This is a genomic window from Geothrix fuzhouensis (assembly GCF_024609325.1).
In the GTDB taxonomy this organism is placed as follows: Bacteria; Acidobacteriota; Holophagae; order Holophagales; family Holophagaceae; genus Geothrix; species Geothrix fuzhouensis.
In genome coordinates, this window is sequence record NZ_JANHMQ010000001.1 from 221,713 (window position 1) to 248,198 (window position 26,486).

General features: G+C 64.7%; 28 protein-coding genes. 19 read left to right on the top strand and 9 right to left on the bottom strand.

Features of this window, described 5'->3' with window-relative positions:
* Positions 1 to 32: 32 nt before the first annotated feature.
* The 3 genes from NOV74_RS01015 to NOV74_RS01025 are packed head-to-tail and all read right to left on the bottom strand — an operon-like array spanning position 33 to position 2,562.
* On the bottom strand, positions 33 to 764 hold the full coding sequence (locus NOV74_RS01015) for an ABC transporter ATP-binding protein (RefSeq protein ID WP_257308519.1): 732 nt from the start codon (positions 762 to 764) through the stop codon (positions 33 to 35).
* A 59-nt stretch (positions 765 to 823) separates the two neighbouring features.
* Positions 824 to 1,966, bottom strand: coding sequence for a thiolase family protein (locus tag NOV74_RS01020; RefSeq protein WP_257308521.1), 1,143 nt, complete (start codon positions 1,964 to 1,966; stop codon positions 824 to 826).
* On the bottom strand, positions 1,963 to 2,562 hold the full coding sequence (locus NOV74_RS01025) for a SanA/YdcF family protein (protein ID WP_257308522.1): 600 nt from the start codon (positions 2,560 to 2,562) through the stop codon (positions 1,963 to 1,965). Before NOV74_RS01025 ends, NOV74_RS01020 begins: the two co-directional genes overlap by 4 nt.
* Before the next feature lie 157 nt (positions 2,563 to 2,719).
* On the opposite strand from NOV74_RS01025, the gene NOV74_RS01030 reads away from it, so the two are divergent.
* Positions 2,720 to 5,860, top strand: a complete 3,141-nt coding sequence (locus NOV74_RS01030; RefSeq protein WP_257308524.1) for a CehA/McbA family metallohydrolase domain-containing protein — start codon at positions 2,720 to 2,722, stop codon at positions 5,858 to 5,860.
* A 15-nt stretch (positions 5,861 to 5,875) separates the two neighbouring features.
* Positions 5,876 to 7,249, top strand: a complete 1,374-nt coding sequence (locus NOV74_RS01035; RefSeq protein WP_257308526.1) for a replicative DNA helicase — start codon at positions 5,876 to 5,878, stop codon at positions 7,247 to 7,249.
* Positions 7,250 to 7,293: 44 nt separating this feature from the next.
* On the opposite strand, the gene NOV74_RS01040 is transcribed toward NOV74_RS01035, so the two are convergent.
* Both NOV74_RS01040 and gatA read right to left on the bottom strand, forming a co-directional pair.
* Positions 7,294 to 8,631 (bottom strand): dihydrolipoamide acetyltransferase family protein, encoded by a 1,338-nt coding sequence (locus tag NOV74_RS01040; protein WP_257308528.1) that lies wholly within the window; start codon positions 8,629 to 8,631, stop codon positions 7,294 to 7,296.
* A gap of 9 nt (positions 8,632 to 8,640) precedes the next feature.
* A complete protein-coding gene (gene gatA / locus NOV74_RS01045; RefSeq protein WP_257308530.1) occupies positions 8,641 to 10,065 on the bottom strand; it encodes an Asp-tRNA(Asn)/Glu-tRNA(Gln) amidotransferase subunit GatA in 1,425 nt (474 codons plus the stop codon).
* 247 nt (positions 10,066 to 10,312) lie between these two features.
* On the opposite strand from gatA, the gene NOV74_RS01050 reads away from it, so the two are divergent.
* From NOV74_RS01050 to NOV74_RS01080, 7 genes are all read left to right on the top strand, one after another.
* Positions 10,313 to 11,056, top strand: a complete 744-nt coding sequence (locus NOV74_RS01050; RefSeq protein WP_257308531.1) for a J domain-containing protein — start codon at positions 10,313 to 10,315, stop codon at positions 11,054 to 11,056.
* Between the two features lies 1 nt (position 11,057).
* A complete protein-coding gene (locus NOV74_RS01055) occupies positions 11,058 to 11,825 on the top strand; it encodes a Stp1/IreP family PP2C-type Ser/Thr phosphatase (protein ID WP_257308533.1) in 768 nt (255 codons plus the stop codon).
* A 79-nt stretch (positions 11,826 to 11,904) separates the two neighbouring features.
* The gene (gene pilM / locus NOV74_RS01060) at positions 11,905 to 12,987 is read left to right on the top strand and encodes a type IV pilus assembly protein PilM (protein WP_257308535.1); all 1,083 of its coding nucleotides are present in this window, start codon (positions 11,905 to 11,907) and stop codon (positions 12,985 to 12,987) included.
* Positions 12,984 to 13,583 carry a PilN domain-containing protein gene (locus tag NOV74_RS01065; protein WP_257308536.1) on the top strand — a complete coding sequence of 200 codons (600 nt, stop codon included), beginning with the start codon at positions 12,984 to 12,986 and terminating at the stop codon, positions 13,581 to 13,583. Before pilM ends, NOV74_RS01065 begins: the two co-directional genes overlap by 4 nt.
* 8 nt (positions 13,584 to 13,591) lie before the next feature.
* Complete coding sequence (locus NOV74_RS01070; RefSeq protein ID WP_257308537.1) at positions 13,592 to 14,203, top strand: type IV pilus inner membrane component PilO; 612 nt, start codon at positions 13,592 to 13,594, stop codon at positions 14,201 to 14,203.
* A 10-nt stretch (positions 14,204 to 14,213) separates the two neighbouring features.
* A complete protein-coding gene (locus NOV74_RS01075) occupies positions 14,214 to 14,675 on the top strand; it encodes a pilus assembly protein PilP (protein ID WP_257308538.1) in 462 nt (153 codons plus the stop codon).
* Complete coding sequence (locus NOV74_RS01080; protein WP_257308539.1) at positions 14,672 to 16,699, top strand: type IV pilus secretin family protein; 2,028 nt, start codon at positions 14,672 to 14,674, stop codon at positions 16,697 to 16,699. Before NOV74_RS01075 ends, NOV74_RS01080 begins: the two co-directional genes overlap by 4 nt.
* A gap of 64 nt (positions 16,700 to 16,763) precedes the next feature.
* Here the strand turns inward: NOV74_RS01080 and NOV74_RS01085 are convergent, their stop codons facing one another.
* Genes NOV74_RS01085 through NOV74_RS01095 form a run of 3 tightly spaced genes read right to left on the bottom strand, consistent with a single transcriptional unit; the run spans position 16,764 to position 18,008 of the window.
* Positions 16,764 to 16,964: a hypothetical protein gene (locus NOV74_RS01085; protein WP_257308540.1), complete on the bottom strand. Its 201-nt coding sequence runs from the start codon at positions 16,962 to 16,964 to the stop codon at positions 16,764 to 16,766.
* Positions 16,965 to 16,989: 25 nt separating this feature from the next.
* On the bottom strand, positions 16,990 to 17,142 hold the full coding sequence (locus NOV74_RS01090) for a hypothetical protein (RefSeq protein ID WP_257308541.1): 153 nt from the start codon (positions 17,140 to 17,142) through the stop codon (positions 16,990 to 16,992).
* Positions 17,139 to 18,008 carry a 3-hydroxyacyl-CoA dehydrogenase family protein gene (locus tag NOV74_RS01095; protein WP_257308542.1) on the bottom strand — a complete coding sequence of 290 codons (870 nt, stop codon included), beginning with the start codon at positions 18,006 to 18,008 and terminating at the stop codon, positions 17,139 to 17,141. The genes NOV74_RS01090 and NOV74_RS01095 overlap by 4 nt, the downstream gene beginning before the upstream one ends.
* A 178-nt stretch (positions 18,009 to 18,186) precedes the next feature.
* Here NOV74_RS01095 and NOV74_RS01100 point away from each other — a divergent pair, with 178 nt between their 5' ends.
* The 8 genes from NOV74_RS01100 (at position 18,187) to NOV74_RS01135 (ending at position 23,690) form a co-directional block, all read left to right on the top strand.
* Positions 18,187 to 19,107: a PP2C family protein-serine/threonine phosphatase gene (locus tag NOV74_RS01100; RefSeq protein ID WP_257308543.1), complete on the top strand. Its 921-nt coding sequence runs from the start codon at positions 18,187 to 18,189 to the stop codon at positions 19,105 to 19,107.
* A complete protein-coding gene (rdgC, locus tag NOV74_RS01105) occupies positions 19,104 to 19,715 on the top strand; it encodes a recombination-associated protein RdgC (RefSeq protein WP_257308544.1) in 612 nt (203 codons plus the stop codon). Before NOV74_RS01100 ends, rdgC begins: the two co-directional genes overlap by 4 nt.
* A gap of 1 nt (position 19,716) precedes the next feature.
* Entirely contained in the window at positions 19,717 to 20,265 is a 549-nt protein-coding gene (locus NOV74_RS01110; RefSeq protein WP_257308545.1) for a hypothetical protein, read from the top strand.
* Positions 20,262 to 21,923, top strand: a complete 1,662-nt coding sequence (locus NOV74_RS01115) for an N-acetylmuramoyl-L-alanine amidase family protein (RefSeq protein WP_257308546.1) — start codon at positions 20,262 to 20,264, stop codon at positions 21,921 to 21,923. Before NOV74_RS01110 ends, NOV74_RS01115 begins: the two co-directional genes overlap by 4 nt.
* Before the next feature lie 71 nt (positions 21,924 to 21,994).
* Complete coding sequence (locus NOV74_RS01120) at positions 21,995 to 22,408, top strand: hypothetical protein (RefSeq protein ID WP_257308547.1); 414 nt, start codon at positions 21,995 to 21,997, stop codon at positions 22,406 to 22,408.
* Positions 22,409 to 22,493: 85 nt separating this feature from the next.
* Positions 22,494 to 22,991, top strand: coding sequence for a 5-(carboxyamino)imidazole ribonucleotide mutase (gene purE, locus NOV74_RS01125; RefSeq protein WP_257308548.1), 498 nt, complete (start codon positions 22,494 to 22,496; stop codon positions 22,989 to 22,991).
* A gap of 1 nt (position 22,992) precedes the next feature.
* Positions 22,993 to 23,478 carry a MogA/MoaB family molybdenum cofactor biosynthesis protein gene (locus NOV74_RS01130; RefSeq protein WP_257308549.1) on the top strand — a complete coding sequence of 162 codons (486 nt, stop codon included), beginning with the start codon at positions 22,993 to 22,995 and terminating at the stop codon, positions 23,476 to 23,478.
* Positions 23,475 to 23,690: a hypothetical protein gene (locus NOV74_RS01135; RefSeq protein ID WP_257308550.1), complete on the top strand. Its 216-nt coding sequence runs from the start codon at positions 23,475 to 23,477 to the stop codon at positions 23,688 to 23,690. Before NOV74_RS01130 ends, NOV74_RS01135 begins: the two co-directional genes overlap by 4 nt.
* Before the next feature lie 52 nt (positions 23,691 to 23,742).
* On the opposite strand, the gene NOV74_RS01140 is transcribed toward NOV74_RS01135, so the two are convergent.
* Positions 23,743 to 24,486 carry a hypothetical protein gene (locus tag NOV74_RS01140; protein WP_257308551.1) on the bottom strand — a complete coding sequence of 248 codons (744 nt, stop codon included), beginning with the start codon at positions 24,484 to 24,486 and terminating at the stop codon, positions 23,743 to 23,745.
* 36 nt (positions 24,487 to 24,522) lie between these two features.
* Here NOV74_RS01140 and NOV74_RS01145 point away from each other — a divergent pair, with 36 nt between their 5' ends.
* Positions 24,523 to 25,035, top strand: a complete 513-nt coding sequence (locus NOV74_RS01145; protein ID WP_257308553.1) for a YqgE/AlgH family protein — start codon at positions 24,523 to 24,525, stop codon at positions 25,033 to 25,035.
* A 126-nt stretch (positions 25,036 to 25,161) separates the two neighbouring features.
* A complete protein-coding gene (locus NOV74_RS01150; RefSeq protein WP_257308554.1) occupies positions 25,162 to 26,484 on the top strand; it encodes an ammonium transporter in 1,323 nt (440 codons plus the stop codon).
* Positions 26,485 to 26,486 lie beyond the last annotated feature (2 nt).

The following is a 26,486-nucleotide window of genomic DNA, read 5'->3' on the forward strand; positions in this document are numbered from 1 at the left end:
CCGGAGGTCAAGCCCCTGGACAGGGCCGTGAATCAAAGGTTCAGGTGAGCCAGGTGCTCTTCCGAGGTGATGGGTGTGTTCGGCTCGTCGTGGATGACCTTGCCATCGCGCAACTTCACGATGCGGTGGGCGTGGCGGGCGATGTCCTCCTCATGGGTGACGAGGATAATGGTGTTGCCCTTCTGATACAAATCTTCAAATAGGGCCATGATCTCGATGCTGGTCTTGGAATCCAGGGCGCCGGTAGGTTCATCCGCCAGGAGGATGGAGGGATCGTTCACCAGGGCCCGGGCGATGGCCACGCGCTGCCGCTGGCCACCGGAGAGCTGGTTGGGCATGTGGTCGCTACGGGTGCCCAAGCCGACGTTCTCCAGGGCCCTCAGGGCCATCTGATGCCGCTCGATGGGTGTCTTCCCCGCGTAGATCAGCGGCAGTTCCACGTTCTGGAGCGAAGTGGTGCGGGCCAGCAGGTTGAAGGTCTGGAAGACGAAGCCGATCTCCTCATTCCGGATCTGGGCGAGGTCATCGTCCGTCATGGCGGAGGCCAGCTTGCCGTTCAACTCGTAGGTGCCGTTGGTGGGCGTGTCGAGGCAACCGATGACGTTCATCATGGTGGACTTGCCAGAGCCGGAAGGGCCCATGATGGCCACGTACTCGCCGCGGCGGATCTCCATGGACACGCCGTCCAGGGCCCGCACCTCCATGTCGCCCATCTGATAGACCTTGGTGATGTCGGTGAGACGGATCAGGGGAGCGTCGGTCATGGGAACCTCGAAGGGCCGCCAGAGGCCCTGTCTCATCTTCGCAGAAGTGCCTGCCTGGTTTAGGGCGCGGTTTCGATCAGCACTGCCAATCCTAGACCACCCCCGATACCGAGGGTTGCCACGCCCAGGCCGCCACCCCGCGCCTTCAGTTGGTGGATGAGGGTAGCGACGATGCGGGCGCCGGTGGCCCCGATGGGATGGCCCAGGGCCACACCCCCCCCGGCCACATTCAGTCGGTCCTCGGGAAGGCCAAGTTGTCGTTGGCAAACGAGAAGCTGGGCTGAGAAAGCCTCGTTGAGTTCCCACAGATCAATGTCCGCCACCATCAGTCTGTGGGCAGCCAATAGCCGTTGCACGGCCGGAACGGGGGCTTCGCCTATGTCCAGCGGATCCACGCCAGCCTCGCTCCAGCCAAGGATCCGGGCCAAGGGAGTGGCGCCCTCCGCTTGATCCTGCCGGGCTACCAGAATGGCGGCAGCGCCATCGGATAGGGCAGAGGCGTTGCCCGCTGTGACCTGGCCTTGCGGATCGAAGACCGGTGAGAGGCGCGCCAACGATTCCGCCGTGATCTCCGGCCGGATGGATTCGTCGTGAGCAAGGTTGGCATGGGGTAGCAGCTCAGCCTGGAAGTCCGCGCTGGCGGCGCGGCGATGGCTCTCGGCCGCCCAGGCATCAGCCTCCGGGCGCGCAATCCCCCGCTTGGTCGCCAGCCGTTCGATGGTTTCGCCCATGAGCAGGCCCGTCACCGGGCAGCGCAGACCGTCGTGATGCATGACGTCCGGCAGCTCGCGGTGGCCCATGCGGAAGCCCCAGCGGAGGCCCGGTATCAAGTGGGGGGTGTCCGACATGGCCTCGCTCCCACCCGCCAGGATGGGCGCTTCTGCGCCATCCCTGAGCCGCTGGGCAGCGAGAATGAGGGCCTGAAGGCTGGAGCCGCAGGCCATGTTCACCGTGAAGGCGGGGGTATCGTGGGGGAGGCCGGCTTTCAGAGCGATGGTACGGGCCGGGTTCATGCCCTGGGTGTGGCTCCTGGCCATGCCCCAGAGCAGGCTGCCCGGCCGGGGCAGGGTGGGTCGTGACAGCAGGCCTTCCACGGCCGAGAGCCCGAGAGGCACGGCGCCCAGGCCCGCGAGGCTGCCGCCATAGCGGCCCTGGGGCAGGCGCCCCGCGGCGAGGATCAGCAGATCACCTGGGTTTCTCACGAAGCCTGATCCCAATCGTCTGGGGTCGGTTCTCGCGGGCCGAGGCGGGTATCCGGCGGGAACCAGACATCCCAGAGGGCCAAATGCCGGGCGACGTATTCCCGGAGCCAGTAACGGACCCGATTCACCGGCGGGCGGTTCTCGGTGGACGCAGGCACTCCCCAGGCCTGCAGCCCGAGGTGATCGGCAAGGTAGAGGGCCCGGGGAAGATGGAAATCCGACGTGACGATGACTACCTGCCGTTGGCCGAAGACCGCCCGGGCTCGCTTCAGGCTGTCCCAGGTGCGCAATCCCGCGTAATCGCTCACGATGCGGGTGGGGGGGACGCCCTGTTTCACCAGCCACCGCCGCATGGCCTGAGGCTCATTGTAGGAAGGGTGGCGGTTGTCACCGGACACCAGGAACCAGCGGATCTTCCCGTGCTGGTAGAGGTTCAGGGCCGTGCGTAGGCGACCCTGAAGCAATTCGGTGGGTTCCCCGTCGCCGTAGACACCAGCCCCCAGGACCAGCACTGGTCCACCCACCGCCGGAAGGTCCTCAGCCCGGTAGATTTGCTGGTGGTGGAGGGCCGGGAACCTTCCCAGAGTCCAAAGCAAGTCTCCCAGGAGTAGGAGCGCCAAGACCAGGAACAGGGTCCGTCGGTGCGGCCTGCAGCGATGAAGAAAGGCGGAGATCGGCATCGTGAGTTAGCATAGACCTTCCGTACGCTCCAGCCCCATGGACCTCCCGCCTGAACGAGACGCCTGAATGAACATGAGCCTTGATCCCGCAGCCTTTCCCACCCGTCTGTCCTCTCGTCGACTGCAGCTGGTCCTGGCCCCTTTGGCCCTGATCCTGGCCGCGGGGGGGATGGGTTGCTTCCGGGCCACAGGTGTAGGGCGCCCCACGGTGGCGGTAGAGGAAATTCCAGCCTCAGGAGGCGACCGGCTGGCCGGCCTGAAGGCCACCTCAGGTCCGGGGGACTTCTACCTCGGCAACGATGCGGTGCAGTTGGCGGTGGACGGCGCGGCCTTCGGGGACCGGGAAGCCCAGTTCGGGGCAGCCTCGGGCGGAGCCATCCTTGATGTGGGTGTCGTCTCTCTCGACCAGAACTTCAAGCGGGTGTCCATGCCCACCGATCTGGTGGAGCGCCTGGGGCCCGTCGTCAACCAGGATCCTGATCTGCCGCTGGTCTTCGACCGCTACGCGCCCGGGACCGGCGCCAATCAGGTGGACCTGGAGATGCAGGGCTACCTGCTGGATCCCAAGGGCAAGTTGGGGGTGGCCACGGACAGCCAGGGGAAGGTGCAGGGTCTCAGCGTCCTCCACCGGATCTCCCTGGCCAAAGCCGATACCTTCTTTACCCTGGAGACCACCGTCACCAACACCGGCACCACGGCGCTTCCCATCCAGAGCATTGGGGATTTCCTGTCCCAGCATGGCGGCGGCTTCCGATTCGTGGTTCCGGCGATCTCCACCTTTGCTGGAACGCCGCTCAGCAGCTGGGGCGTGGATATCCCCGGATCGGACTTCTCGGCGCCCCTGACCACGAGTGTGGTGGCCCCCATGGTGGCGCTCATGGGTTCGGAATCCGCCGGAAGCACCCTGGATGAGCACGCATCCCTGGGCATCCTCCCCCTGGATGTAGATCAGGTGCTGGTGGCCTCGGATCCCCAGCATGCACTCACAGAATTGCGCCCCGGATTCCCCGGTCGTCTGGTGGTGGGGAGCCCGGCCGCGGCCAGCCTGTCCGCTGGGCAGTCCATGACCTACCGGCGGCGGTTGTATCTGGTGGGGGGACCCAGCATCTCCGCCACCCAGCCAGCCCAGGCCACGGCCGTCTTCAATGAGATGGTCCAGGCACGGACTGGCCTCCGAGGTGGGGATTTCGGCATCTTGACCTACGATTCCTTCGGTACGGCGGCCCGCACAGGTCCCCTCCAGACCGAGTTCCGGTTCGAGCGCTATACAGGCCTGAACGCTGATCCAGCCGCGGATGCAGATCCCTCCCACTGGGTGACGGAACGGGTGGACTGGCGTGAGGCCAGTGACATCCCCTCGGTCGACGGACCCATCGGAGTCCTGCTGCCGGCCGTCGCCGATGCACGGGGGACGGGCTACAACCAGCCTTACCGGGTGACCGCGAGGAACGCTGTCCAGAGCAACACCTTGTATCTCGGCACCAATGCGGCTAATACCAACCGGCCCTATCTCACCACGCCCATCACGCCTTCGAAAGACCAGATCTGGCGCCTGGCTGAGAACCTTGCCCCTGAGCGCGCCGAGATCGTGGATGCCTCCGGCAACGTGATCCACAATAAGCAGCTGAGCCACAACTTCGTCGTCCGACAGGCGGGGACCTTGGAGTTGCTGGGCCTGAATCCCCTCCGCATCACCCTGTCGGCGCTGGGTGGAATACCTGATCCCTCGATGAAGCGGTCACGTCACCTGGCTGGGTACTACAACCAGGTAATCAAGGGCAAGGACATCGCCGGCACCAACCTGGCCGCCTACCAGTACACGGCAGGGAACCAGATGTTTGGTACGGCCTTCCGGTTATCGGGCGGGGCAGCCTCGGCCTTCTTCGCCCCCGGGGATTACCTGGCCTACGGCACCCGTGGCCCGCTGTCCCATCTGGATGTGCTGCCGGTAAAGTCCTTCGATGGCCAGCAAGATACGACCCATGCATTCGTGACCATCCCCCCGGCCTTGCCGGCGGGCTGGACAAGTTTCGACGTTCCGGGCCCCACTCAGGCCACCACCGGCGGCCTGAACCCCGGCGAAATGCTCAGCTCGGCCCTGGCGGAAGGGGTGCAGACGGTGGCCCGTACCGAAGAAGACGAGTTGACGGATCCCTCCGCGCTGCAGGCCGAGTTCCGGTCGGAGATCGAAAACCTTTCCGTCACGGATGCCCAGCGGGCTCCCATCGGCAACGATCCCTTCGTGGTCGGCGCCCGCAGCTCCACCCTGGTGGACGGTTTCGCAACGGCGCTGTTCACCCCGACACCCACCGGCGACCGCAACGGAGGGGCGCGCCCCTCCAAGGGTTGGACTCTGGCGGATTTCATCACCCAGGCCGAGGGTGCCTACACCATCGTCCACCGGCCCCGGGGGCCCCAAGGGCTCTTCACGGTGCGCGCATTCGATCCGGCAGTGCCGCTCGGAACTGGCGTAAACGCCTGGTGGACTCAGACCGGTTCCGTATCCCTGGGCAAGCGCCAAGGTGATTTCGATGCTCTGGAATTGATCCGGGCTGAGGGCTGTGATCCGGCGGATCCCACGGCCTGGTTCACGGAGTTCAAGGCCGTTCGGGCTGACTGGTTCTCCCTGCTGAGCCAGGAGACTCCGACCGCTTTCACCAAGGGACTCGGGCTTTCCGCCTCGCGGTTCAGCCTGGACACGCCCGTGGGTCTGGCTCGCACCTACCTCAAGGTTGGGTCCCCCTTGGCCCAGACGACGCTGGACCCCCTGCTGTCCTCCCTTCGTAGCGGCGCGGCCGTGGCCTCCACGGGGCCCCTGCTTGATGTGACTGTCAATGGTGTGGGTCCGGGCGGCCTGGTGACGGGGCCCGCAACCACCGTCACGATCGCGATCTCGCTCTACGCAGCGGACTGGGTGCCGGTGGATGAGGTTCGCGTGGTGGTGAACGGAGTGGCCCAGGTGGTGCCCATGACCAGCTTCACGGCTTCTACTACCGATTTCCTCCTCCGCACCGCCACCCTCAGTGGGGTCGCCATGCCCACGGGGAAGGATGCCTGGGTGGTGGTCGAAGCCGGCGTGCCTCTGGCCACAACTGGGGCTTATCAGGCCGGAACCCCCTGGAACAAGATCATGAAGGGCATTTATCCCATTGTCGTCACCAACCCCGTCTTTGTGGATGTGGACGGTGGGGGGTACACTCCTCCGGGACTCTGAACGGGCGGTGCAGCAATGGCGGATTGGCTTCCGGATCGACTTCCGGAGGATATTGATGCGGAGCGGTCGTTCCTGGCCACCTGCTGCGCGCCAGGGGCGGGTTTCGCGGCCAGCGAAGCCGTGTTCGCGCTGGCCGAAGAGGATTTCGTCCACCCGGCCCACCGCGCGGTGTTCCGGGCCCTTCGGACCCTCATCGAGGCCCAGGTCGAGGTCAATTCCCTCACCCTGAAGGATGCGCTGGATCAGGACGACAGCCTCAACAAGGTGGGCGGTTATCCAGGCCTGGTGGAATTGCTGGCTGGCGAGGATGTGGAGCGGCCCCAAGTGCTGGCGGACTTGATCCGCCGCAAGGCCAAGTTGCGTCGCCTCGTGCACCTGGGTGCCGAATTGGTGCGCCGGGCCGCCGATGAAGATGAGCCCCCCGAAGTGCTGGTGGACCAGACAGCCCAGAGCCTCTTCCATCTGGCCCAGGGCGATGCCAAGGCCAAGGGGCTGCTCTCCATCCAGTCTGTGGCGGACGACGCCATGGAGCGCCTTCACGAGCGGCTTGAGGGCCGTCTGTCGCCCGGCGTGCGGGTCGGGTTCAGCCGCTTTGACGAGCTGACCCAAGGTTTCCAGCCGGGCAACCTGATCGTACTGGCCGCCCGACCCGGCATCGGCAAGACGGCCCTGGCTTTGAACTGGATTCTGCGGGCGGCCCAGGAGCGGGATGGGCGCCCTGGTCACTGTGGTGCCTTCTTCAGTCTTGAAATGAGCCACGAGGAGGTCTTCCTGCGTCTGCTCGCGGCCCAGAGCCAGACAAATATGAAGGATCTCCAATCCGGTAGGGCCACCGGACGGCTGGATCAAGTCATGCGGTCCCGGGACGAACTGGTGCAGATGCCACTGTTCATCTGCGACCAGGCCTCCATCACCGTGCCCCAGATCCAGAACATGGTCGTGAAGCAGGGCAGCCAGAGCAACCGGCGGGTGGAGTTCGTCATCATCGACTACCTGCAGCTGCTCAGCAGTCCCGAGAACAGCCGGGGCTCCAAGCAGAACGAGGCTGTCCGTATCGGCGAAATCAGCCGCGGCCTGAAACTCATGGCCAAGGATTTTGGAATTCCTGTGGTGGTGCTCTCCCAGCTCAACCGCGAAGTGGAGCACCGCCAGGGCGGTCGGCCTCAGCTCAGTGACCTCCGCGATTCCGGCGCCATTGAGCAGGACGCCGATATGGTGGCCTTCATCCATAGGAAGATGATGCCGTCCGCCAACGAAGAGCCCGATCCCTCAGCCGAGCTGATCGTCGCCAAGCATCGTAACGGACCCACCGCCATCATCCAGCTGCACTTCCAGGGCGAGTACGCGATGTACCGGGAAATGGTGAGAGAGACGCCCTCCTACGCATGAAAAGGGCGGCCAATCGGCCGCCCTTTTCATGCGTAGGTGAGGGGCTATTCCAACCCGAAGGTCGACGTCTCCAGCTCCTTTTTTGCGAACGCCATGAAGAGATCGGCGGTGGCTCCGTCGACGATGCGGTGGTCGAAGCCCAGGCTGCTGAACATGATCTGGCGGATGGCGATGAAGTCGGTGCCATCGGGACCGGTGATGACCACGGGACGCTTCACGATGGCACCCACGCCCTGAATGGCAGCCTGGGGCTGGTTGATGATGGGGAGACCGAAGGTGTCGCCGTAGACCCCGGGGTTGGTGATGGTGAAGGTACCGCCGCTGATCTCATCAGGCTTCAACTGCTTGGAACGGGCGCGCTCAGCCAGGTCGTTGAGGCTGCGGGCCAGGCCGCCAAGGTTCATCATGTCGGCGTTCCTCACCACCGGCACGATGAGGCCCCAGTCCAGGCTTACGGCAATGCCCAGGTTGATGTCCTGCTTGTAGACGACATTGTCGCCGTCCACGGAGGCATTGGCGATCGGATAGGTACGCAGGGCCTTGCAGGCGGCCATCATCACGAAGGGCATGAAGCTCAGCTTGGTGCCGAACTGGGCCTCGAAGGCTTTCTTGTGCTTGTTGCGGAGCTGGGCCACGTGGGTCATGTCGATCTCAAAGACCGTATAGGCGTGGGCCGAGGTGCGGCGGCTGGCCACCATGTTGTCGGCGATGATCTTGCGCATGCGGGTCATGGGCTCGACCTTGACGCGTTCGCCTGCAGCAAAGGCGGGCATGGCAGGGGCGGGGGCCGCGGACATGCCCGGTGTCAGGCCCATGGTTGGTGCCGAGGGATCATGCACCGCCGGCAGGGCCGGGGCGATGGAGGGAGCGGGAGCCGCGATCGTGGCGGCCGGGCCTTTGGCCAGGTAGGCCTCCAGATCCTCCTTGGTGACACGCCCAGCCTGGCCGGTGCCCTGGACCCTGGCAAGGTCGATGCCGTGCTGCTTGGCCATTTCGCGGACCAGGGGGCTGCTCTTGGTGCGGAGGCGGCCCTCCAGGCTGTTGTCGTCCTCCTCGGCCAGCGGGGCAGGGGCCGCCGCGGGAGCACTCGCAGGAACGGAGGCGGGAACCGCGGCGGGCAGGCCAACCCCGGTGGGCTTTTCAGAGGCGCCACCAATGCGGGCCACCACAGTCCCTACGGGGACGGTGGCGTTCACCTCCACGAGGATCTCCAGCAGGGTTCCGGCGGCGGGGGCGGGGATCTCCGCGTCCACCTTGTCGGTGCTGATCTCGTACAGGGTCTCGTCCTTGGCGATCACGTCGCCGACCTGCTTGTGCCACTTCAGCACGGTGGCTTCCGCGATGCTCTCGCCCATCTGGGGCATGACGACGTCAAAGGCCATGGTTCGCTCCTATGCGGACAGGGTCGGGGTTTCGAGGTGGTGGCGGGTGAGGGACTGGAAGGCGTGGGCGACCTCCAGCAGGCGGACATCCGAAAGAGCTGGCCCGATGAGTTGGATGCCGGCCGGGAGGCCGCCGGTGAACCCCGCCGGCATGGACAGGCAGGGAAGCCCAGCCAGGGCGGTGGGGACGGTGTAGACATCGGCGAGGTACATGGACATGGGGTCATCCGTCTTGGCGCCGAACGGGAAGGCTGGGCCGAGGCTGACAGGGGAAGCCAGGATATCGGCCTTGGCGAAGGCCGCATGGAAATCGGCGGCGATCAGGGTGCGGGCCTTGAGGGCCTTGGTGTAGAAGGCGTCGTAGTAGCCCTTCGACAAGCAAAACGTCCCAAGGAGGATGCGGCGCTTCACTTCATCTCCCAGCCCTCGATCCCGGGTCTGGGCGATCATCTCGGGCAGCCCACCCTCTGGCACGGGCACGCGGAGGCCGTACCGCACGCCGTCGAAGCGGCTGAGGTTGCTGGACACCTCGCTGGTGCAAAGCAGGTAGTAGGTATCAATGGCATAGCGCGTGTGGGGCAAGCTCACTTCCACCAGTCGCGCACCCTTGTCTTCGAATACTCGAAGGGCGGTGTCGAGAAGGCTGCGGACGCCGGGTTCCAGGCCGTCGGCGAAGTATTCCTTCGGGAGGCCGATGCGGAGGCCCTTGAGTTCTGCGGCCTGCAGCCGCGCCAGCCGCTCGGTCCCTGGCAGGTCCACGGAGGTGCTATCCAGGGGATCGAGGCCGGCCATAACGCTGAAGGCCAGCGCCAGATCCTCAGCGGTGGCGGCGATGGGGCCCACCTGATCCAGACTGGAGGCCATGGCCGTAAGGCCGTAACGGCTGAGGACACCGTAGGTCGGCCGGAGGGCTGTCACATTGCAGAAGCTGGCGGGCAGACGCACGGAACCACCGGTGTCACTGCCCAGGGCCAAGGGTGCGTACCTTGCTGCCACGGATACCACGGACCCGCTGCTGCTGCCTCCAGGCACCAGGGACGGATCCCAGGGGTTCCGGGCGGGACCGAAGGCACTGTACTCACCGCTGGAGCCCATGGCGAACTCGTCGAGATTGGCCTTGGCGATGGGAACCGCGCCGGCCACAATCAGGCGGCTCACCACCGTGGCGTCGTAGGGCGCGACATACCCTTCGAGCACGCGGGAGCCGCAGGTCATGGGGAGGCCGGACCAGTGGAGGTTGTCTTTGAGAATGACGGGTAGGCCCAGCACTGGCGTCCGTTCCCCGACCTGCAGGCGTGCGTCGGCTTTCCGGGCCAGCTCAATGCTGCGCGCCTCATCCGTGGCCAGGATGGCGTGGAGGGTTCCATCCAGGGTCCGGATGCGGTGGAAGGCTGCGCGCACCAGGGTCTCAGAGGACAGGTCGCCAGCATCCATTGCTCCACGCCAGTCCATCGCTGTGCCCAACGCCATGCCCGCTCCCGTGGAACCTTCTACTTTGCCACCACGCTGGGGTGTCTTCCAGCCCGGACCGGCCGGGTGACCGCCATCTCCTGGTGAGATTCCGCCATGTTTCGCTGCCCTGGGCCTGCACGCGGAATAGAAATAGGCTACCATCCTCTGCTCAAGCCCTGTTCTTCCTTCCCCATGCGATGCGCTGACGCAGGGTGCATTGTGGATCCCCATGAATCCTTTTGATGTGCTGGAACTTCCCCCTGATGCCTCGCCCGAGGACATCAAGGCCGCGTACCATCGTCTCGCCAAGCATTGGCACCCGGACCGCTATACCGGTGCCGCCAAGGTGGAGGCGGAAAGTAAGTTTCGGGAACTCGCGGAGGCCTTCAGTACGCTGAAGGATCCGGGCAAGAGGCTCGCACTGGTGCAACAGATTCCCAAGACAGCAACTGCCGCCGCGGCGCCCAGGGAAAAAGAGAGGGAAACCGAGGCCCCGCAGGAGCGGACACCTGAAGATTGGGCGGCCATGGCCAAGCAAGCCTTCGATGAGGGGCGGGTTGATCAGGCCCAGGCACTCATCCAGTATGCGATCCGCTTGGATGATAAAAAAGCACAGTACCACGCGATGCTGGCCACATTCCTGGAACAAGGAGGGGGTGATCTCCGTGCGGCGGTGAAAGCGCTGGAAGCTGCGATCCGGCTCTCCCCCCGTGATGTGGAAAGCCATCTTCGCCTGGCGGCCCACTTCCAGACCCTGGGCATGGCAGCCCGGGCCCAGCGGCACCTCCAGACCGCCCGCGAGATCGCACCGAATCACCCGAAACTCCGGCAACCCGCCCCCAAGAGCGGAAAAGGGGGCAAGGCGGCCCCGGCGCCAGGCAAGAAGGGCACGGCTTCGGCCGCCCCTGAAGCCACGGCGAGTCTGGTGGATCAACTTAAGGACCTCTGGGGCCGACTGACGGGAAAGGGTTGACATGAGGATCCGCGCCGCAGGCAAGACCGATGTCGGTTGTGTCCGTAAACACAACGAGGACAGTTACCTGGCCGACTCGGACCTGGGGCTTTTCGTGGTGGCCGATGGGCTCGGTGGCCACGCCGCCGGTGAAGTGGCGAGCCAGATCGTCGTGGATACCGTGGCCAAATTCGTGGGTGAGACCCGGGAGAAGGACCGGACCTGGCCCATGGAGTACGATCCCAGCCTCTCCTACGACGGGAACCGGCTGAAGGTGGCCCTGCTGCTGTCAGACCGGGCCATCGCCGAGGATATCCGCCACAATCCGGAACGGGAGACCATGGGGTCCACGGTGGTGGCAGGTCTGTTGCACGGATCCAAGGTGACCCTGGCTCATGTGGGAGATAGCCGAGCCTATCTGCTGGATCCAGAAGGTATCCGGCAAGTTACGAGGGACCACAGCTGGGTGGCCGAGCAGGTGGCGAACGGTATTCTCACCCCTTCAGAAGCCCGGGTGCATCCCTTCCGGAACGTGATCACTCAGGCTCTTGGCAACGGGGGAGACCTGGATATTGAGGTCCAAAATATGGAGCTGGGCAAATCGGAGCGACTTTTGCTTTGCTCCGACGGCCTGTCAGGAATGATCGGCGACAGACAGATCTGGGACATCGTGACACAGTCCAGCACCCTCCAACAGGCTGTGGAATCACTCGTTCTGACCGCGCGGGAGCATGGCGGCGAGGACAATATCACGGCTATCTTGGTCGATCTGGAGCCCGAAGTTCCCTGATGCAAAAATAGTTAACCTTGACCTAATCCATTCCAGCGGTACCATCTTCAATACCTAAATTCTCCAAGTGAGGCATCCGGTGGGTCTCTTCGGAAGCAAACCCAAAAGTCTTGTTGGCTTGGATATCGGATCCAGCTCAGTGAAAGTCTGCGAACTCCAGCAGATTGGAAAGAGTGGCCAGACCCGCTATCGCCTGCAGAAACTCGGGCGGGTGGCGCTACCGCCCGACGCCATCGTGGATGGCGACATCATGGATAGTAACGCTGTGGCGTCAGCTATCCGGCAGGTCATGGCAGAACAGAAAATCAAAGCCAAAGATGTGGCCATCTCCGTGTCGGGTCAGCAGGTGATGGTCAAAAAAGTGACATTCCCCCTCATGAGTCAGGCAGAGTTGGCTGAATCTGTGCGTTGGGAAGCTGAGAGCTTCTTCCCGGCGGGCCAAGGTTTGGATTCCTACGCCCTGGATTACTACCTCATCGAGGAACGGGCCGCCGACGGCAACATGGATGTGGTGCTGGTGGCTTGCCGCAAGGACAAACTCGAAGCCTACGTGAGCTGCGTGGCCCAAGCCGGATGCAGCCCCAAGGTGGTGGACGTGGATGTCTTCGCCCTGCAGAACGCCTATGAGGCCAATACCATGGGCGGCGGACGGGACGAAGTCGTGGCCCTGGTGAACATGGGTGCCACCTTCACCAACCTCACGATGATGGTGGGTGGCAAGTCCGTGTTCTGGCGCGACATGGCCTGGGGCAGCAGCCGATATTCCGAGAAGCTCATGGAGGACTGGGGCGTGACTCGCGAAGGCGCGGAGCGCCTGAAGCGGAACCAGGCTTCGGAGGGGCACGAGCCGGATGAAGTCCATCCGTCGATCAATGCCGTCTCGGACGCATTTGCCGATGAGCTCAGCCGAACTCTTGATTTCTTCAAGAGCAGCTTCAAGGTCGACCGTCTCGACCGAGTGCTCGTCAGCGGCGGCGGCTCCATGACCCACGGATTGATGGATGTACTGAGCGATCGGCTCCGGGTTTCAGTGGACCGGTTCAATCCCTTCCAACTCGTTGAGATCGATGGCCGAACCGAGGATCCCATGACGGTTCGCGAGATCGGCGGCGGTGCCACCGTCGTGGTCGGACTGGCCTTGCGCCATGTGGGGGACCGATGATCAAGATCAATCTGCTAGGGGACGCCCTGAGCCAGGGCGGCACCAAGAAGGGCGCCAGCAAGGCGGCCGCCGAGCCTGTCCAGGTCTACACGGGTGAAGGCGGAAGCCGCTCGAGCCTGCCCATCGCCGGTGTTGTCGTGGGTCTCGTGTTCGCTGCCTGCGGTGGCATCTACTATGTCTGGCTGAACAGCGAATTAACCAAGGCCGAACAGCAGAAGGCCGACCTCGAACGCGATAAGAAGCAGTACGAGCCTTATATTGCCTTGGAAAAGACCTTCCGGGAGAAAAAGGCAGCCCTCCAGAAGAAGGAAGAGGTGATGACCACTCTCAAGCGGCAGCAGTCGCTCCCGGTGCATCTCCTTGAAGAACTCGCCAACAGCCTGCCGGACGACGTGTGGTTCAAGAAGGTCTCCCAGAAGGGTTCGCTCATCACCATCGAGGGAGAGGGCCGGAATTTCGAAGCCATCAATGCCTTCTACGGGAACCTGCAGTCTCGCACCCGCTGGTTCAAGAAGATTAATTACCCGAATGCGAAGCGGGGGGCCACTGGCTCCTTCGACTTCACGATCTCCTTCGAACTCCAGAACGCTGTCTGAGGTAGGCCATGAATCCCCAGCTTCAGAAACAGATCGGCGTCGGCGCGGTGGCGGGAATCGTCCTGGCCGGCTTGGTCTACTTCCTGCTCGGCGGGAAGCGGAGCGAGCTGGAAACCGTGCGGGCCGACGTGAAGACCCTCCAGGCCGAAGTGGACAAAGGCCGCCTGCTCAAGGCGAGTTACGAGAAGTTGCGCGATGAGGTCGCCAAGCAGGACAAGCGTATCGAAGCATTGATCAAGATCATGCCTTCCGAGGCGGACTACGGCGAAATCCCCTATCGCATCAAGAAACTCGCAGATGACGCAGGTATCGATCAGGTCTCCTTCTCCCTCAGGCCCGAGCGGAAGGATACCTACTACACGGAGAAGCCCGTCGAGTTCGAGTTCAGGGTGGGGTATCACGCCTTCGGCCAGTTCACCTCACTGGTTTCGGGTTATGACAAGATCATCAACGTCTCCAACATCGAGTTCACCCGGAAGACCGACAAGGGCAGCCTCTATCCGGCCACGGTGAAGTGCATCATCAGCGCCTTCATCTACAACCCCGAACCTCCCCCGGCGGCGCCCGCCAAGAACCCCGCCCCGGCGAAGGCCCCCAAGGCCGGCGCCAAGGAGGATTGAGGAACCCGCCATGATCCATCGACTCCTGTATCTTCCTCTATTCGCCGGAATCGCCCTGGCTGGCCAGACTGGCCAGACGGCCAAGCCCGCTGAATCGCCCGTCGTCGCCGCATCGGGGCCTGAAGCACCTGCCCAGGACGTGGCCATCATCAAGATCACGCCCTACCAACCCACCATCCAGCGGGATCCTTTCGCGACCCCCCGGGATGACCGTCCCACCGATGCTCTCGACCGCATCGATGACATCTCCGTCAAGGGGATGATCCGGAAAGACGGCAAGAATTTTGCCATCGTCTCCGATAGCCGCGGGAATGTCCGTTGGCTCCCCGCCGGACACCGGTTCAAGGATGGGGAAATCACCAGCATCACTGACAAGGCTGTCACGTTCCATCAATGGGATGTGAACACCACAAACCGCTCTGTATTCCGCACCATCACGAAGACGTTCAAGCGTGAGGAGGGTAAACGATGAATGCTCGCCTGAGTTCCTTGCTGGTCGCAGGGGGCGTGGTCCTGGCGGGGATCCACACGGGGTCCCTCCTTGCCTCGCCGGCCACAGAATCCGCCGTCGCGAAGGCCACGCTGGCCGCCGCGACCTTGGAGCCCGCTGGCGCGGGTGCCAAGGTATCGCTCCGGATCCCGGGTATGACGGGACAGCCTGCCATCCAGGTCCTTTCCAGCCCCCTTCGTGTCGTGCTGGATCTGCCCGGGGTCGAACGCGGCACCGCCGTCACCAAAAAAGATTTGGCCCAGCTGACACATCCCCTGGTCCAGAAGGCCCGCCTGGGCCAGTTCTCAATGGCACCCAAGCCGGTGACCCGGCTGGTGCTCGAGGTGGCCCCCGGGACCCAAGTGGTCGTGGGTACTGGCCCTGATGGCGTCCAGCTGATGCTGAGCCCCGGCGAGGGGCGCGTCCAGGCTCGGATTGAGGGTATCTATCACCCGGAGGCCTTGCCTCTTCCTGGCATCCAGACCACTGACCCCATGACGGTCGCGCATACGCCGGTCCTTGCACCTGCTCCCAACAACCCCGCGACGGTCCAAACATCGGCAAAGCCGCTGGCCAGCCTGCCCGCTCTGGGTAGTTCCTTCCAGCTTCTGCCTCAATTGGCCACTTCCACCTCCCTGCCTGTGGCCACGCCTGAAGCGGTGCAGTTGCCCGAGGCCGAGAAGGCCCAGGCTCCCACCCACAACCGATACGCAGGGCGAACCCTTGGCGAGACTTCCACCAAGTACACTGGTGCCAAGATCACCATCGACCTCCAGAACACGGATATCCGCGACTTCCTGCGCATCCTTGCGGATACCGGGAAGCTGAACCTTGTGATGGATCCCGATGTACAGGGCAATTACGGGTTCAAGTTCAACGAGACCCCCTGGGACCAGGTCCTTGATGTCGTGCTGAAGAACGCAAGCCTGGGCAAGGAAATCCAGAACGGCGTCCTGCGCGTCGCCAAGGTCGAGAAGCTCCAGAAGGAAGAAGAGGAACGCAAGAAGCTGGAGGAGACCAAGGCCCTGTCTGGGGAACTCCAGACCATCACCCGCCCCCTCTCCTATGCGAAGGTCAGCGATGTCCAGAGGATCCTCAAGGAGATGATGACCAAGCGCGGTTCAGCCATCCTGGATGACCGTACCAACACCCTCATCATTACGGATCTCCCTTCTCGCATTCCCGTCATCTCGGAGCTGCTGGACACCCTGGATGTCCAGATTCAACAGGTCCAGATCGAAGCCCGCGTGGTCGAGGCCAACAAGGACTGGCAGCGTCAGTTTGGCGTCAAGTGGCCCCAGGCCGACGGCGGTGCTGCAACTCTCGGCGGCCCGTGGGTGGGCACCCAGGCACCTTTCTGGAACGGCATCCAGGGCTTCAACCGGACTGCTTCAGGCCAGCACAGCTCGGTGGCCTGGTCTCCCGGCATGCCTGGTGTGACCTCCATCGCGGCTCCCGCGGGTGAAGTCTGGCTCTCCTTCCTGAGCAACCGGTTCAGCATCAATGCGGTCCTTCAGGCCATGGAGTCCGAGGGAACCGTGAAGATCGTGTCCTCCCCGAAGGTGGTGACCCAGAACAACAAGAAGGCCACCATCCTCAGCGGCGAGAAGATCCCCTATCCCACGCAGCAGGGTGGAGCCCAGGGTGGTGCGATCACCGTCGCCTTCGTGGACGCGAACTTGCAACTCGATGTCACGCCCCAAATCACCAACGAAGGCACCATCATTATGGATATCAAGCTGGAGAAGGCCGAGGCCGACTTCAGCCGCACAGTGAATGGCACACCGACCATTCTCCGCAAGATGCTGGAAACCCAAATGCTGGTGCGGGATGGCGGCACTGCGGTGTTGGGTGGTGTGTATGTGACCAACCATACCAAGGGCCGGGCCGGTGTCCCCTTCTTGTCCAAGATCCCCCTTCTGGGCTTTCTGTTCCGCAGGGATACCAAGTCCGAGTCGAACAGCGAACTGCTGATCTTCATCACGCCTCGGGTATTGCGACAATAGGCCTACCCCGTTCACAAAGGAACGGCCCCGAACGGGGCCGTTCCTTTATTGAAGAAAGCAAAAGCTACTTGACGATGGGGAGGGTGCGGACGAGGCGCTTGCAGCTGTTGCAGAGGATGGTGAAGTTGTCCGCCTGCTCGAAGTGGTATTTGAATCCAGGGTCTTCGGAGACCTTTTCTAGGCGGCCAAAGTGATATTCGGCGATGCGCACGCTTTGGGGGGCGGTCAGATCGGCGCCGCAGTGGGTGCATGAGATGGCGGCCATGCTTGCTCCTCGGGAGGCTGGAGAGTCAGGAATGGAACAGTTTCCAGAGCCCCCAGCTTACCAGAGCCAGCACGGTGAGGCCCACCAAGACCCGCAGCAGTGCCTTGCCGATCCGATATGCGACGTAGATCACGAACAGGAGGGCGAGGGCGCCGACGACAAGCATGGTGTTGCTCATAGGCGCCTCCCATCTGGATCCCAAGTATAAAATCCCCTTCCAGCCTTCCGGCCCGTTTCACCCTGGGCGACCTTCTCCCGGAGCAGGGTGGGTGGCTCGAAGCGAGGATTTCTGGAGGCCCGGAAGAGGCCTTCGGCAATGCTTAGACGCAGGTCCAGGCCGATGCGGTCGGAGAGTTCGAGCGGCCCCACTGGGTGGCCATAACCCAGGGTCATGAGGGCGTCCAGGTCCTCGGTTGTGGCGGCGCCCGCCTCCAGCAACCGCATGGCTTCCAGGCCCTGGACCAGGGCCATCCGGGCCGCGGCGAAACCCGGCTGATCCTGCACGACGACCACGCGCTTCCGCAGGGCCAAGCCGAGGGCGCGTCCCTGGTCCACCAAGGACGGAGGTGTCCCAGACGGTACGGCGACTTCCACCACGGCCATCCGAGGCACCGGTACGAAGAGATGAAAGCCCAGAAGGCGCTTTTGAATTCCGGCGGCCTCCGCCAGGTCGGAGATGGGCAGGGCGGAGGTCCCGGATAGCAGCAGCAGGTCCGTTCCGCCCCAGCCTGCGGCCATGGCCAGAGCTAGGGTTTTCTGACCCGGATCTTCCGGCAGGGCCTCCAGCAGAGTGGATACGCTCTCCATCGCTTCCAAGCTGAAGGGAGCTGCCTGGAGGCGGCTGCGGGCCTTTTCGTGCGCCTGGGGCGACAAAGCGCCCTTCTGCATGGCCACTCCCCACCGCTGCTCGACTTCCTGGAGTCCTTGTCGGGCGTGGTCCAGGTCGCGGCCGAGCAGCCGCACCTGCAGCCCGCATTCCGCTGCCCACTGGGCTGTGGAGAGGCCGAGTGCCCCCGGCCCGAGGATGGCGAAGATACCGGTCATGATTGCTCCCGATTGGCTGGGGTGATCCCCGCCTGCCAGGCCCCGGCCATCAGCAGGTCCAGAAGATCCTTGTCCGCGGGTCCTTCAGCCATTGATTCGCCTCCCTACCCGCTATGATGAACGGAAAGGGCCATCCGCACCTTCCCGAACCCGCAGCTCGCCAGGGTCTTCATTCCTCATGCTCATCGATTTCGCCGCGATCACCCATCCGGGCAAAGTCCGGAGGAACAATGAAGATGCTTACCTGCTGAGCGCGCTGGATGGCGAAGAGCCCATCATCAATGCCCCGGCCACGCCGTTGAAGGTGAGCGAGCCGGGCCTGCTCGTGGCTGTGGCCGATGGCATGGGCGGGGCCGCCGCGGGAGAAGTGGCCAGCCGGGAAGGGTTGGCGGCGGTGGCCCTCTATCTTTTCGGCCACTGGGGGCGTCTCGCGCCAGGCAAGGGCCGCGAAGCGGACCTGGTCAAGGCGCTGGAAGCGGCCGTGAGGGAGGCCAGCGACGCAGTTCTGCGCTATTCCGATGACGACCGCACCGCCCGGGGCATGGGCTCCACGCTGACGGCCGCGGTCATCTGGAGTGGCTGCGCCTATGTGGCCCAGATTGGCGACTCCCGGGCCTACCTGCTGCGCCAGGGTGATCTGCACCAGCTCACCGAGGATCAGACCCTCGTGAACGATCTGGTGGCCCAGGGCTCGCTTACCCGCGAGCAGGCGCGCACCCATCCCCAGCGCAACATGATCACCCAGGCCCTGGGTTCGCCGCAGCCGCTGAAGGTGGCGGTCTCCCGCCTCGCACTGCGACGTGGGGATCGCCTCCTCTGCTGTTCTGATGGACTCCACGGTGAAGTGGGTGACGGCCACATCCGCGAGGTTCTGAGCCAGAACCTCAGTCCCCGACGCAGCCTGGAGCTGCTGTTGGACGAGGCCATCACCCGGGGCGCCCGGGACAATGTCACCGGGGTGGTCCTGGTTCTCAATGATCCCTCGCTTCCTCTGCCCACGCCGGGCGAACCAATCGACCTGCTTCACCCCGATTCCAGGGACCGTCGACACGGTTTCTGGGGCCGTCTGCGTGGGCTTTTCGGAGGCGCCACCTCATGAGCATCCTTCAGGGGACCGTGTCCCTCAAACGTTTCCTGGTGCTGGGCCCAGTGCCGGACCCCAAGGATCTCCAAGCCGGTCTGGAGCAGGACCAGTTCCGCCCCTTCCAGGACGGGGTGGAGGAAGAGCGCATGGGTTGGTGCGACTGGCGCAACCCGCTCATCACGCCGCCGGATGAGGACTGGGTCGGGCAGGAGCGCTTTGCCGTCTTCGGTCTTCGTATCGACACGCGCCGCGTGCCACCGACCCTGCTCAGGGCCCATATGGACCTGCGGCTGCAGAGCCTGCAGAAGGAGAAGGACCTGGCCTTCATCGGCAAAGAGGCCCGCATCTCCCTCCAGGACGAAGTAAAGCTGGAACTGTTGCGCAAAGTGCTGCCGACACCGCGAGTGGTGGAGGTGGCCTGGGATCTCAAGGGCGGCATCCTCTGGACCACGGCCTCCTCCAGCAAGGCCCAGGGCGCCCTCTCGACTCTGTTCATCAAGTCCTTCGGCTGCGAGATCCACCCCCTGGCGCCTCTGGTGCTGGCGGGGCGGCTCAGTCCCGGATTGTCCGTGGAGGGCCTGATGGCCCTGGATCCGCTGGATCTCGAACTCGAGGAGGCCTGAGTTGAAGCCGCTTGAACTTATGGAACAGGGGCGTTTCCTCGGCGAGGAGTTCCTTCTCTGGCTCTGGATGCGCAGCATGACCGAAGGTGGCGCCAGCGGCGAGGATGGTGATGGCTCCGGCTGCTTCGTGGACGACGCCATCCAGCTGGCCTCTGAGCGCGGCGAGGTGAAGGAAATCAGTCTCCGCAAGGGCAATCCCGCGGAGAGTCGCGAAGCTTTCGAGTCGCTCAGCCGCGGCATGCGCCCAGCGAAGATGAAGCTGCGGATCCTTTCCGGCGACCTGGAATGGGTGTTCACCCTCAATGCCGCCACCCTCGACATGGGCACGCTCAAGCTGCCGCCTAGCACCGGCAAGGCGCCCCACGAGCGGCTCCACGACCGACTCTTCCTGCTGGAGGAGGGCGCGGCTCATCTGGAACGCCGCCTGAAGATCTTCCTTCAGGCCCGCTCAGATGATCCAGGCCGCCTGGAGGAATCCATGCGCGCGTGGGTGAGGGCCGGGCGCACGGGCGAAGCGCTGCCCACGGGCGAGGCCCCGTGGGAGGCATGAACCACGCTGCGGTCCTGCTTCTGCCCGCGGTGATCGTCGCGGCGGCGCAGGAGCCCGCACCCGTGCTGGCGCAGACCCGCACGCCCGAAGGCAAGGCCATTCTCCTCAGGCTCCAGTTCAGGAAAGGCCTCAGCGTCGAAGGCAAGGCGCTGCCGAGGGCTTTTCTGACCAAGGCAGCGGATGTAAGCGGCTGGGTGTCGTTTGAGAACCTCAGCCCCCAGGGCAAGCGCTGGGCGCTGGCGGCGCTGTTCCCCGAGGACCAGTGGCGCCAGGAGGAGGTGCGCCATCGGGTCGGCCATCCCGACGTGGAATCCGTATGGACCATGGCCGCGCTCTTCACCGGCCATGGCCAGAACTACGACCGGCTCATGGTCGAGAACCCCGACCTCCCGGAGAAGCTGCGAGAGGGGGATGTCTGGCGCATTCCCCGCAGCTTGCTCTCGGCGGACCTCGGCGGGACGGGCAAGCGGCCCGACCGCTCCCAGCCTGAGGACGAACTCGACGACGAGGCCCGCGTGGCGGCCTATCGCGGCATGCTCTCCTTCGGTGAGGATGGCCAGGGCAAGTACGCCGCCTATCGCCTGCGCAAAGGCGAGGCGCTGTATTCGAGCGTGGTCATCCGCTACACGGACCGGGTGGATCCCAAAGGCGTGAACGAACTGGCGGACCTGATCGCCAAACGCAGCGGCATCACTGATGTGCGGGGCATCCAGCCGGGCCAGGTCGTCAAGATCCCCGTCAACTTTCTGGCGGATCCCTTCCAGTCCGAGGGCAGCTCGGGACTGGCTGAGGAGCGTGAGGTCCGCGCCGAGGTGCGTCGGACAGTGCGCGTGGAAGCGGGCCCGATGCTCAAGGGTGTGCGGATCATCCTGGACGCCGGCCACGGCGGAGTGGACCCTGGCGCCCGGGCCAACGGCCTCTGGGAAGCCGATTTCGTCTACGACATCACCATGCGGGTACGTCGCCTCCTCGAGCAGGAGACGGAGGCCCAGGTGAGCAGCACCATCCGCTATCCCGGTCTGGGTTTCAAGAGCCGTGAAGCGATCCGGACGCCCAGCCATGCCGCCGAGATCCTCACCAATCCGCCCTTCGCGGTGGACGGTGAAAGCCCTTCGGCGGTGAGTGTCCACCTGCGCTGGGTCCTGGCCAATGATCTCTTCGCGGCCTTTCGGAAGACCCAGGGCGATGCCCAGAAGACCCTCTTCCTCAGCTTCCATGCCGACAGCCTGCATCCCTCGGCGCGAGGCTCGATGATCTACGTACCGGGAGCGGCCCTGGTGCCCTCCACCTTCGCGCTGGGTGGTGCCAGGACTGGTCTTGTGGCCGAGGTGAGACGCTCCGGCCGGGTGACTTTCACTGGCAGAGAGAAGCTGCAAGGCGAGGCCCGCAGCCGCCAATTCTCCGAGGCTCTGCTGAAGGCCCTTCGGAAAGACAGCATCCCCATCCACGCCAACCGGCCTATTCGCAACGTCATCTACCGCGGCCACGGAAAATGGGTTCCTGCCGTCATCCGCTACAGCACCGGCGCCACCAAGGCCCTGATCGAAGTGGCCAACCTGACCAACGAAGATGACGCCGCCAACCTGCGCGACCCCGATTTCCGCGAGCGCTACGCGGCCGCAGTGGTGAATGCGATCCGGGCGTACTACCGGAAATAGCCGCCCGGCCACTGCCCCAAGGTGCCCTTGGCGCAGGCGGGAAAAGCATCAGAATGGGGATGGAGGGGCGGATGCGACTGCTGCTGGTGGCACTGGTCCTGCTCATGGGCTTCGGCTGCCGGAAGCCCGAAGCCACCGCGCCGCCCCAGGCGCGGCTCATCGTGCGCTATCTGGACCGGGACGCGGTGCTGGACTTGCGAGACGTGCCCTCCGAGGGCCCCTGGCGGGTGATGAACGCCGGGCAGTGGGAGCCCCTGGAAGTCCGCTGGAAGGTCGGCGCGCCCAGGATCGGCGCCGCCGTGGTGGGTCGAACGGCTCCCGACTGGGTGCTGCTGGAGGATCCTGCCCAAGACACCCACCGCGTCGTCATGCGTGGCCCCGGCCCCGAGGAACTCCGAGAGCGCAACCAGCGCATGGATCCCGACGACCGCGATGCCCTGGCCGTCCTGGGCGTCCTGTGGGTGCTGGGGTGGACGCGGTGGTAGGAGACCCCTGTCGCGAGAATCGCTCTCCGCTAGAATGGCCCTTCCCGAGGCGGCCCCCCTGGCCCCCGGCGATTGAGAGGCATCCATGACAACGACTCCTTTGGTGGGCATCCTGATGGGCTCCAAGAACGACTGGGAGACCATGCAGCACACAGCGCTGACCCTGAAGGCGCTGGGGGTTCCCTTCGAGGCCCATGTGGCCAGTGCGCACCGGACGCCGGAGAAGGTGGTGGCGTTCTGCAAGGAGGCTGAGGGTCGGGGCCTGAAGGTGATCATCGCCGCGGCGGGTGGGGCGGCCCATCTCGCGGGCGTATGCGCGAGCAAGACCCAACTGCCGGTGCTGGGGGTGCCCATGAAGGGCTGGGCCACGGAGGGTATGGACGCGCTGCTCTCCACGGTGCAGATGCCCTCGGGCATTCCCGTGGGCACCCTCGCCATCGGCAAGGCCGGTGCGATCAACGCGGCACTGTTGGCCACGTCGATCCTCTCGCTCACGGATGCCGGCATCCGCGACCGCTACCTGGCCTACCGGCACTCGCAGACCGAGAAGGCCCTGGCGGATGACGATCTCGTGATGCCCTGACATGGACCGCGTCCACCTCATCACCCTGTCCGACCGCGCCTCCCGGGGCGAGTACCAGGACCAGTCCACGCCGCTGCTGACATCGTGGCTCAAGGGGCAGGGGGTGAAGACGGTGACTTCCTCGCTGATGCCGGATGATCCAGAGGCTCTGGAGGCGGACCTGCGAGCCGCCGTGGCCTCGGAGGCGCCCATGGTGCTCACCTGCGGCGGCACGGGCTTCGGGCCCCGGGATACCACGCCCGAGGCCACGCGGCGCGTCATGGAGCGGGAGGCGCCGGGGATCTGTGAACTGATCCGCGCCAAGGGCGGCCATCCCCTGGCCTTCGCCAGCCGCGCGGTCTGCGGCATTGCCGGACGGACGGTGATCCTGAACCTCTCGGGACGGCCCGCCGCGGCCCTGGAGCAGATCCAGCTGGCCTGGCCGCTGCTCGTCCATGCCGTGTCCGTGCTGCGGAAAGAAGGCGCGGCGGGGGGCCCTTGCACATGAAGGTCTGGGCGCGCATCAACCACGTGGGCTGGGTGCACCTCTGGCGCCACCGTGAAGACTTCGAGGCCGCGGAGCCTTCGGCCCACTTCCTCAACGGCCGGACGGATCCCCGCTGGGTGGAGGTGGTCATCACGGCCGAGCAGCGACGGGCCCTGGCAGCCGGTGAGTTGGTCGAGATCGAGGATCCGGGCTTCTTCGCCGATGAGGCGTGAGGTCAAAGATCGCGATTCATCACGGATGGCCCCGCGTCTCGGTGGTGGATCCTCATCTTGCGACGGGTTCGGCCACCAGCGCCTCCAGCCGGTGGTACAGCGCCAGCAGGGAACAGCTGAGCCACAGGTTCATGGCGCCGCCCAGGAGATTGAAGATCCAGAAGGCCGGATGTTTCAGACGGAGCAGGGCGCCAGGTCCAAGGTCGGGATTCGCCGTGGGCAGTAAGCGGTCCAGGGCCCATCCCACGGCGATCTGGTAGACCAGGGCCACCAGCAGCATGGCCAGTACCGCCTGGACGATCCGGGGCCAATGACGGGCCATGGCAGCCTGGCTCCAGCGCAGAGAGGCCATCGCGGAGTCCCCTCGGAGCAGCATCCGCATGGGCGCCCAGCCAAACAGGGTGAGGACCAGAATGCCAGGGATCAGGAAGCAGAGCAGGCCCAGCCCGATGGCCATGCTGAGGCCCAGGCGCAGGAGAAAGGCCTTCAGCCAGCGAGCCTCGAAGACGGCATGCCAGGTTCCCGTGGGGTTGACCGGAGTGTCTCGGAGCTCCGCGTCCAGCTGGGCCTGCAACCTGGGGATGAAGTACATCTCAAGCGGCAGCAGCCCCGCGAAGGCGAAGATGGGCTGGACCAGCAGGCTGGGTCCCGCCCCCGCTGCCAATTCCAGGGCGGGTCCCAACTGGGTGAGCACCATGGCCAACAGGACCAGCCCGCTGGCGAGCAGGGGATGCAGGCGAACCAGGGTGAGCCCTTCACGGAGGGCGCGAAGGTGGGACGGCGGAGGCGTGCGCATCCCTCCAGGCTATCCGGGGCTATCATCATCGGCATCATGACGCCCGAAGCTCCCTGCCTCCTGGTGGCCAGCCCCTCCCTCCTGGACCCCAACTTCCTCCACGCGGTGGTGCTGATCGTTGAGCACGACGAGGAGGGGGCCCTGGGATTGATCCTCAACCGGCCCCTGCCGCTCGCGTTGGCCCAGGTCAGCGAGGAGGGCGGTCTGACGTATCAGGGCTCCGAGGAAGCCACAGCCTGGCGAGGTGGTCCTGTGGACCCCCAGCGGGGCATCCTCCTGGTGCAGGGCGGCCTGCCGGCGGAGGAAGACACGGTGGTGGACCTCAGCCATTTCGTGAGCCACCGCAAGGACCTTCTGGAGGCTCTGCTGGGTGATCCGACGGCCCGCTACCGGCTCTTCCTCGGCTACGCGGGTTGGAGCCCGGGCCAATTGGATCAGGAACTGGAGATGGGCGCCTGGACACGGCGCCCCGTGGTCTCCGAATGGTTGATGCACCCCGATCCCATGGGTCTTTGGCAGTTGGCCCTGGGCAGCGAAACCAGTGGGTGAGTTGAACCTCGGCTCTGCGCGAAGGGCGCGTTATACCTGCATCAAAAATTCTTATATAAATGGGATGATCCATTAAACGGATTGTCTGCCGGGTAGCCTGGAACCACGCCGCTCTCGGAGGAACCGATGACCTGGAAGCGATCCCTTCGCCTCGTTGCCATCCTCGGTGCGGGACTTCCCCTGGTTGCCGGGAGCGGTGCTCCGGTGAACGATACGGGAACCACGGCGTGGATGCTGACCTCCACCACCCTCGTGCTGCTGATGGTGCCTGGGCTGGCCATGTTCTATGGCGGCCTGGTCCGCACCAAGAACGTGCTGGGCACGATGATGCATTCGTTCTCGGCCATGGCCGTGGTGGGCGTGCTCTGGACGGTGGTGGGCTACGCGCTGAGCTTCGGCCCCAACGCCATGGGCGGCCTCATCGGCTGGAGCCGCGGGCTCGTGCTACTGCGCAGCATCGATCACACGATCCTGCCGGCCGGCGTGCCCGAATACGCCTTCGCCATGTTCCAGGGCAAGTTCGCCATCATCACGCCCGCCCTGATCGCGGGGGCGGTGGCGGAGCGGATCACCTTCCGGGGCTGGGTGGCCTTCATCACGCTCTGGGTGATCTTCGTCTATTGCCCGCTCTGCCACTGGGTGTGGGCGTCCGACGGCTACTTCTTCAACCTCGGGGCCAAGGGGGCCATCGACTTTGCCGGCGGCACGGTGGTACACATTTCCTCGGGTGTGGCCGGGCTGGCCCTCGCTCTGTTCCTGGGGGCGCGCCACGGCTACCCGAAGACCGCCATGGCCCCGAACAACCTGACCTTCACGCTTATCGGCGCGGGCCTGTTGTGGGTGGGCTGGTTCGGCTTCAACGCGGGTTCTTCCATCGCCTCGAACCTGGAAACGGCCCGGGCTCTCACCGTCACCCAAGTCGCCGCGGCCTCCGGTGCCCTGACCTGGGTGCTCATCGAGATCATCCGCGAGGACAAGCCCACCAGTCTGGGCATGGCTTCGGGCATTCTGGCGGGCCTGGTGGTGATCACGCCGGCTGCCGGAGTGGTCCGGGTGGGTGGGGCCCTCGTGCTCGGAGCCATCGCCTCCTGCGTTTGCTACAGCATGATCATGCTGAAGAACCGCCTGGGGTATGACGACTCCCTGGATGCCTTCGGGATCCACGGCACCGGAGGCATCGTCGGGGCCCTCGGCCTCACCTTCTTCATCCGCGATTCCTGGTGGGCCGAAGCCGCGACCAAGGTTCCCGGCTGGGGCCTGCTCGCCCAGCTGAAGATCCAGGCCTTTGCGGTGGGGACCACCATCGCCTTTTCCGTGGTCATGACCCTGCTCATCGCCTTCCTGGTGGAGAAGGTCGTCGGTTTCCGCGTGACCGAGGCGGTGGAGAAGACCGGCCTCGACCACGACCTGCACGGGGAACGCGCCTACGGCCTGAACAACCTCAACTAGGC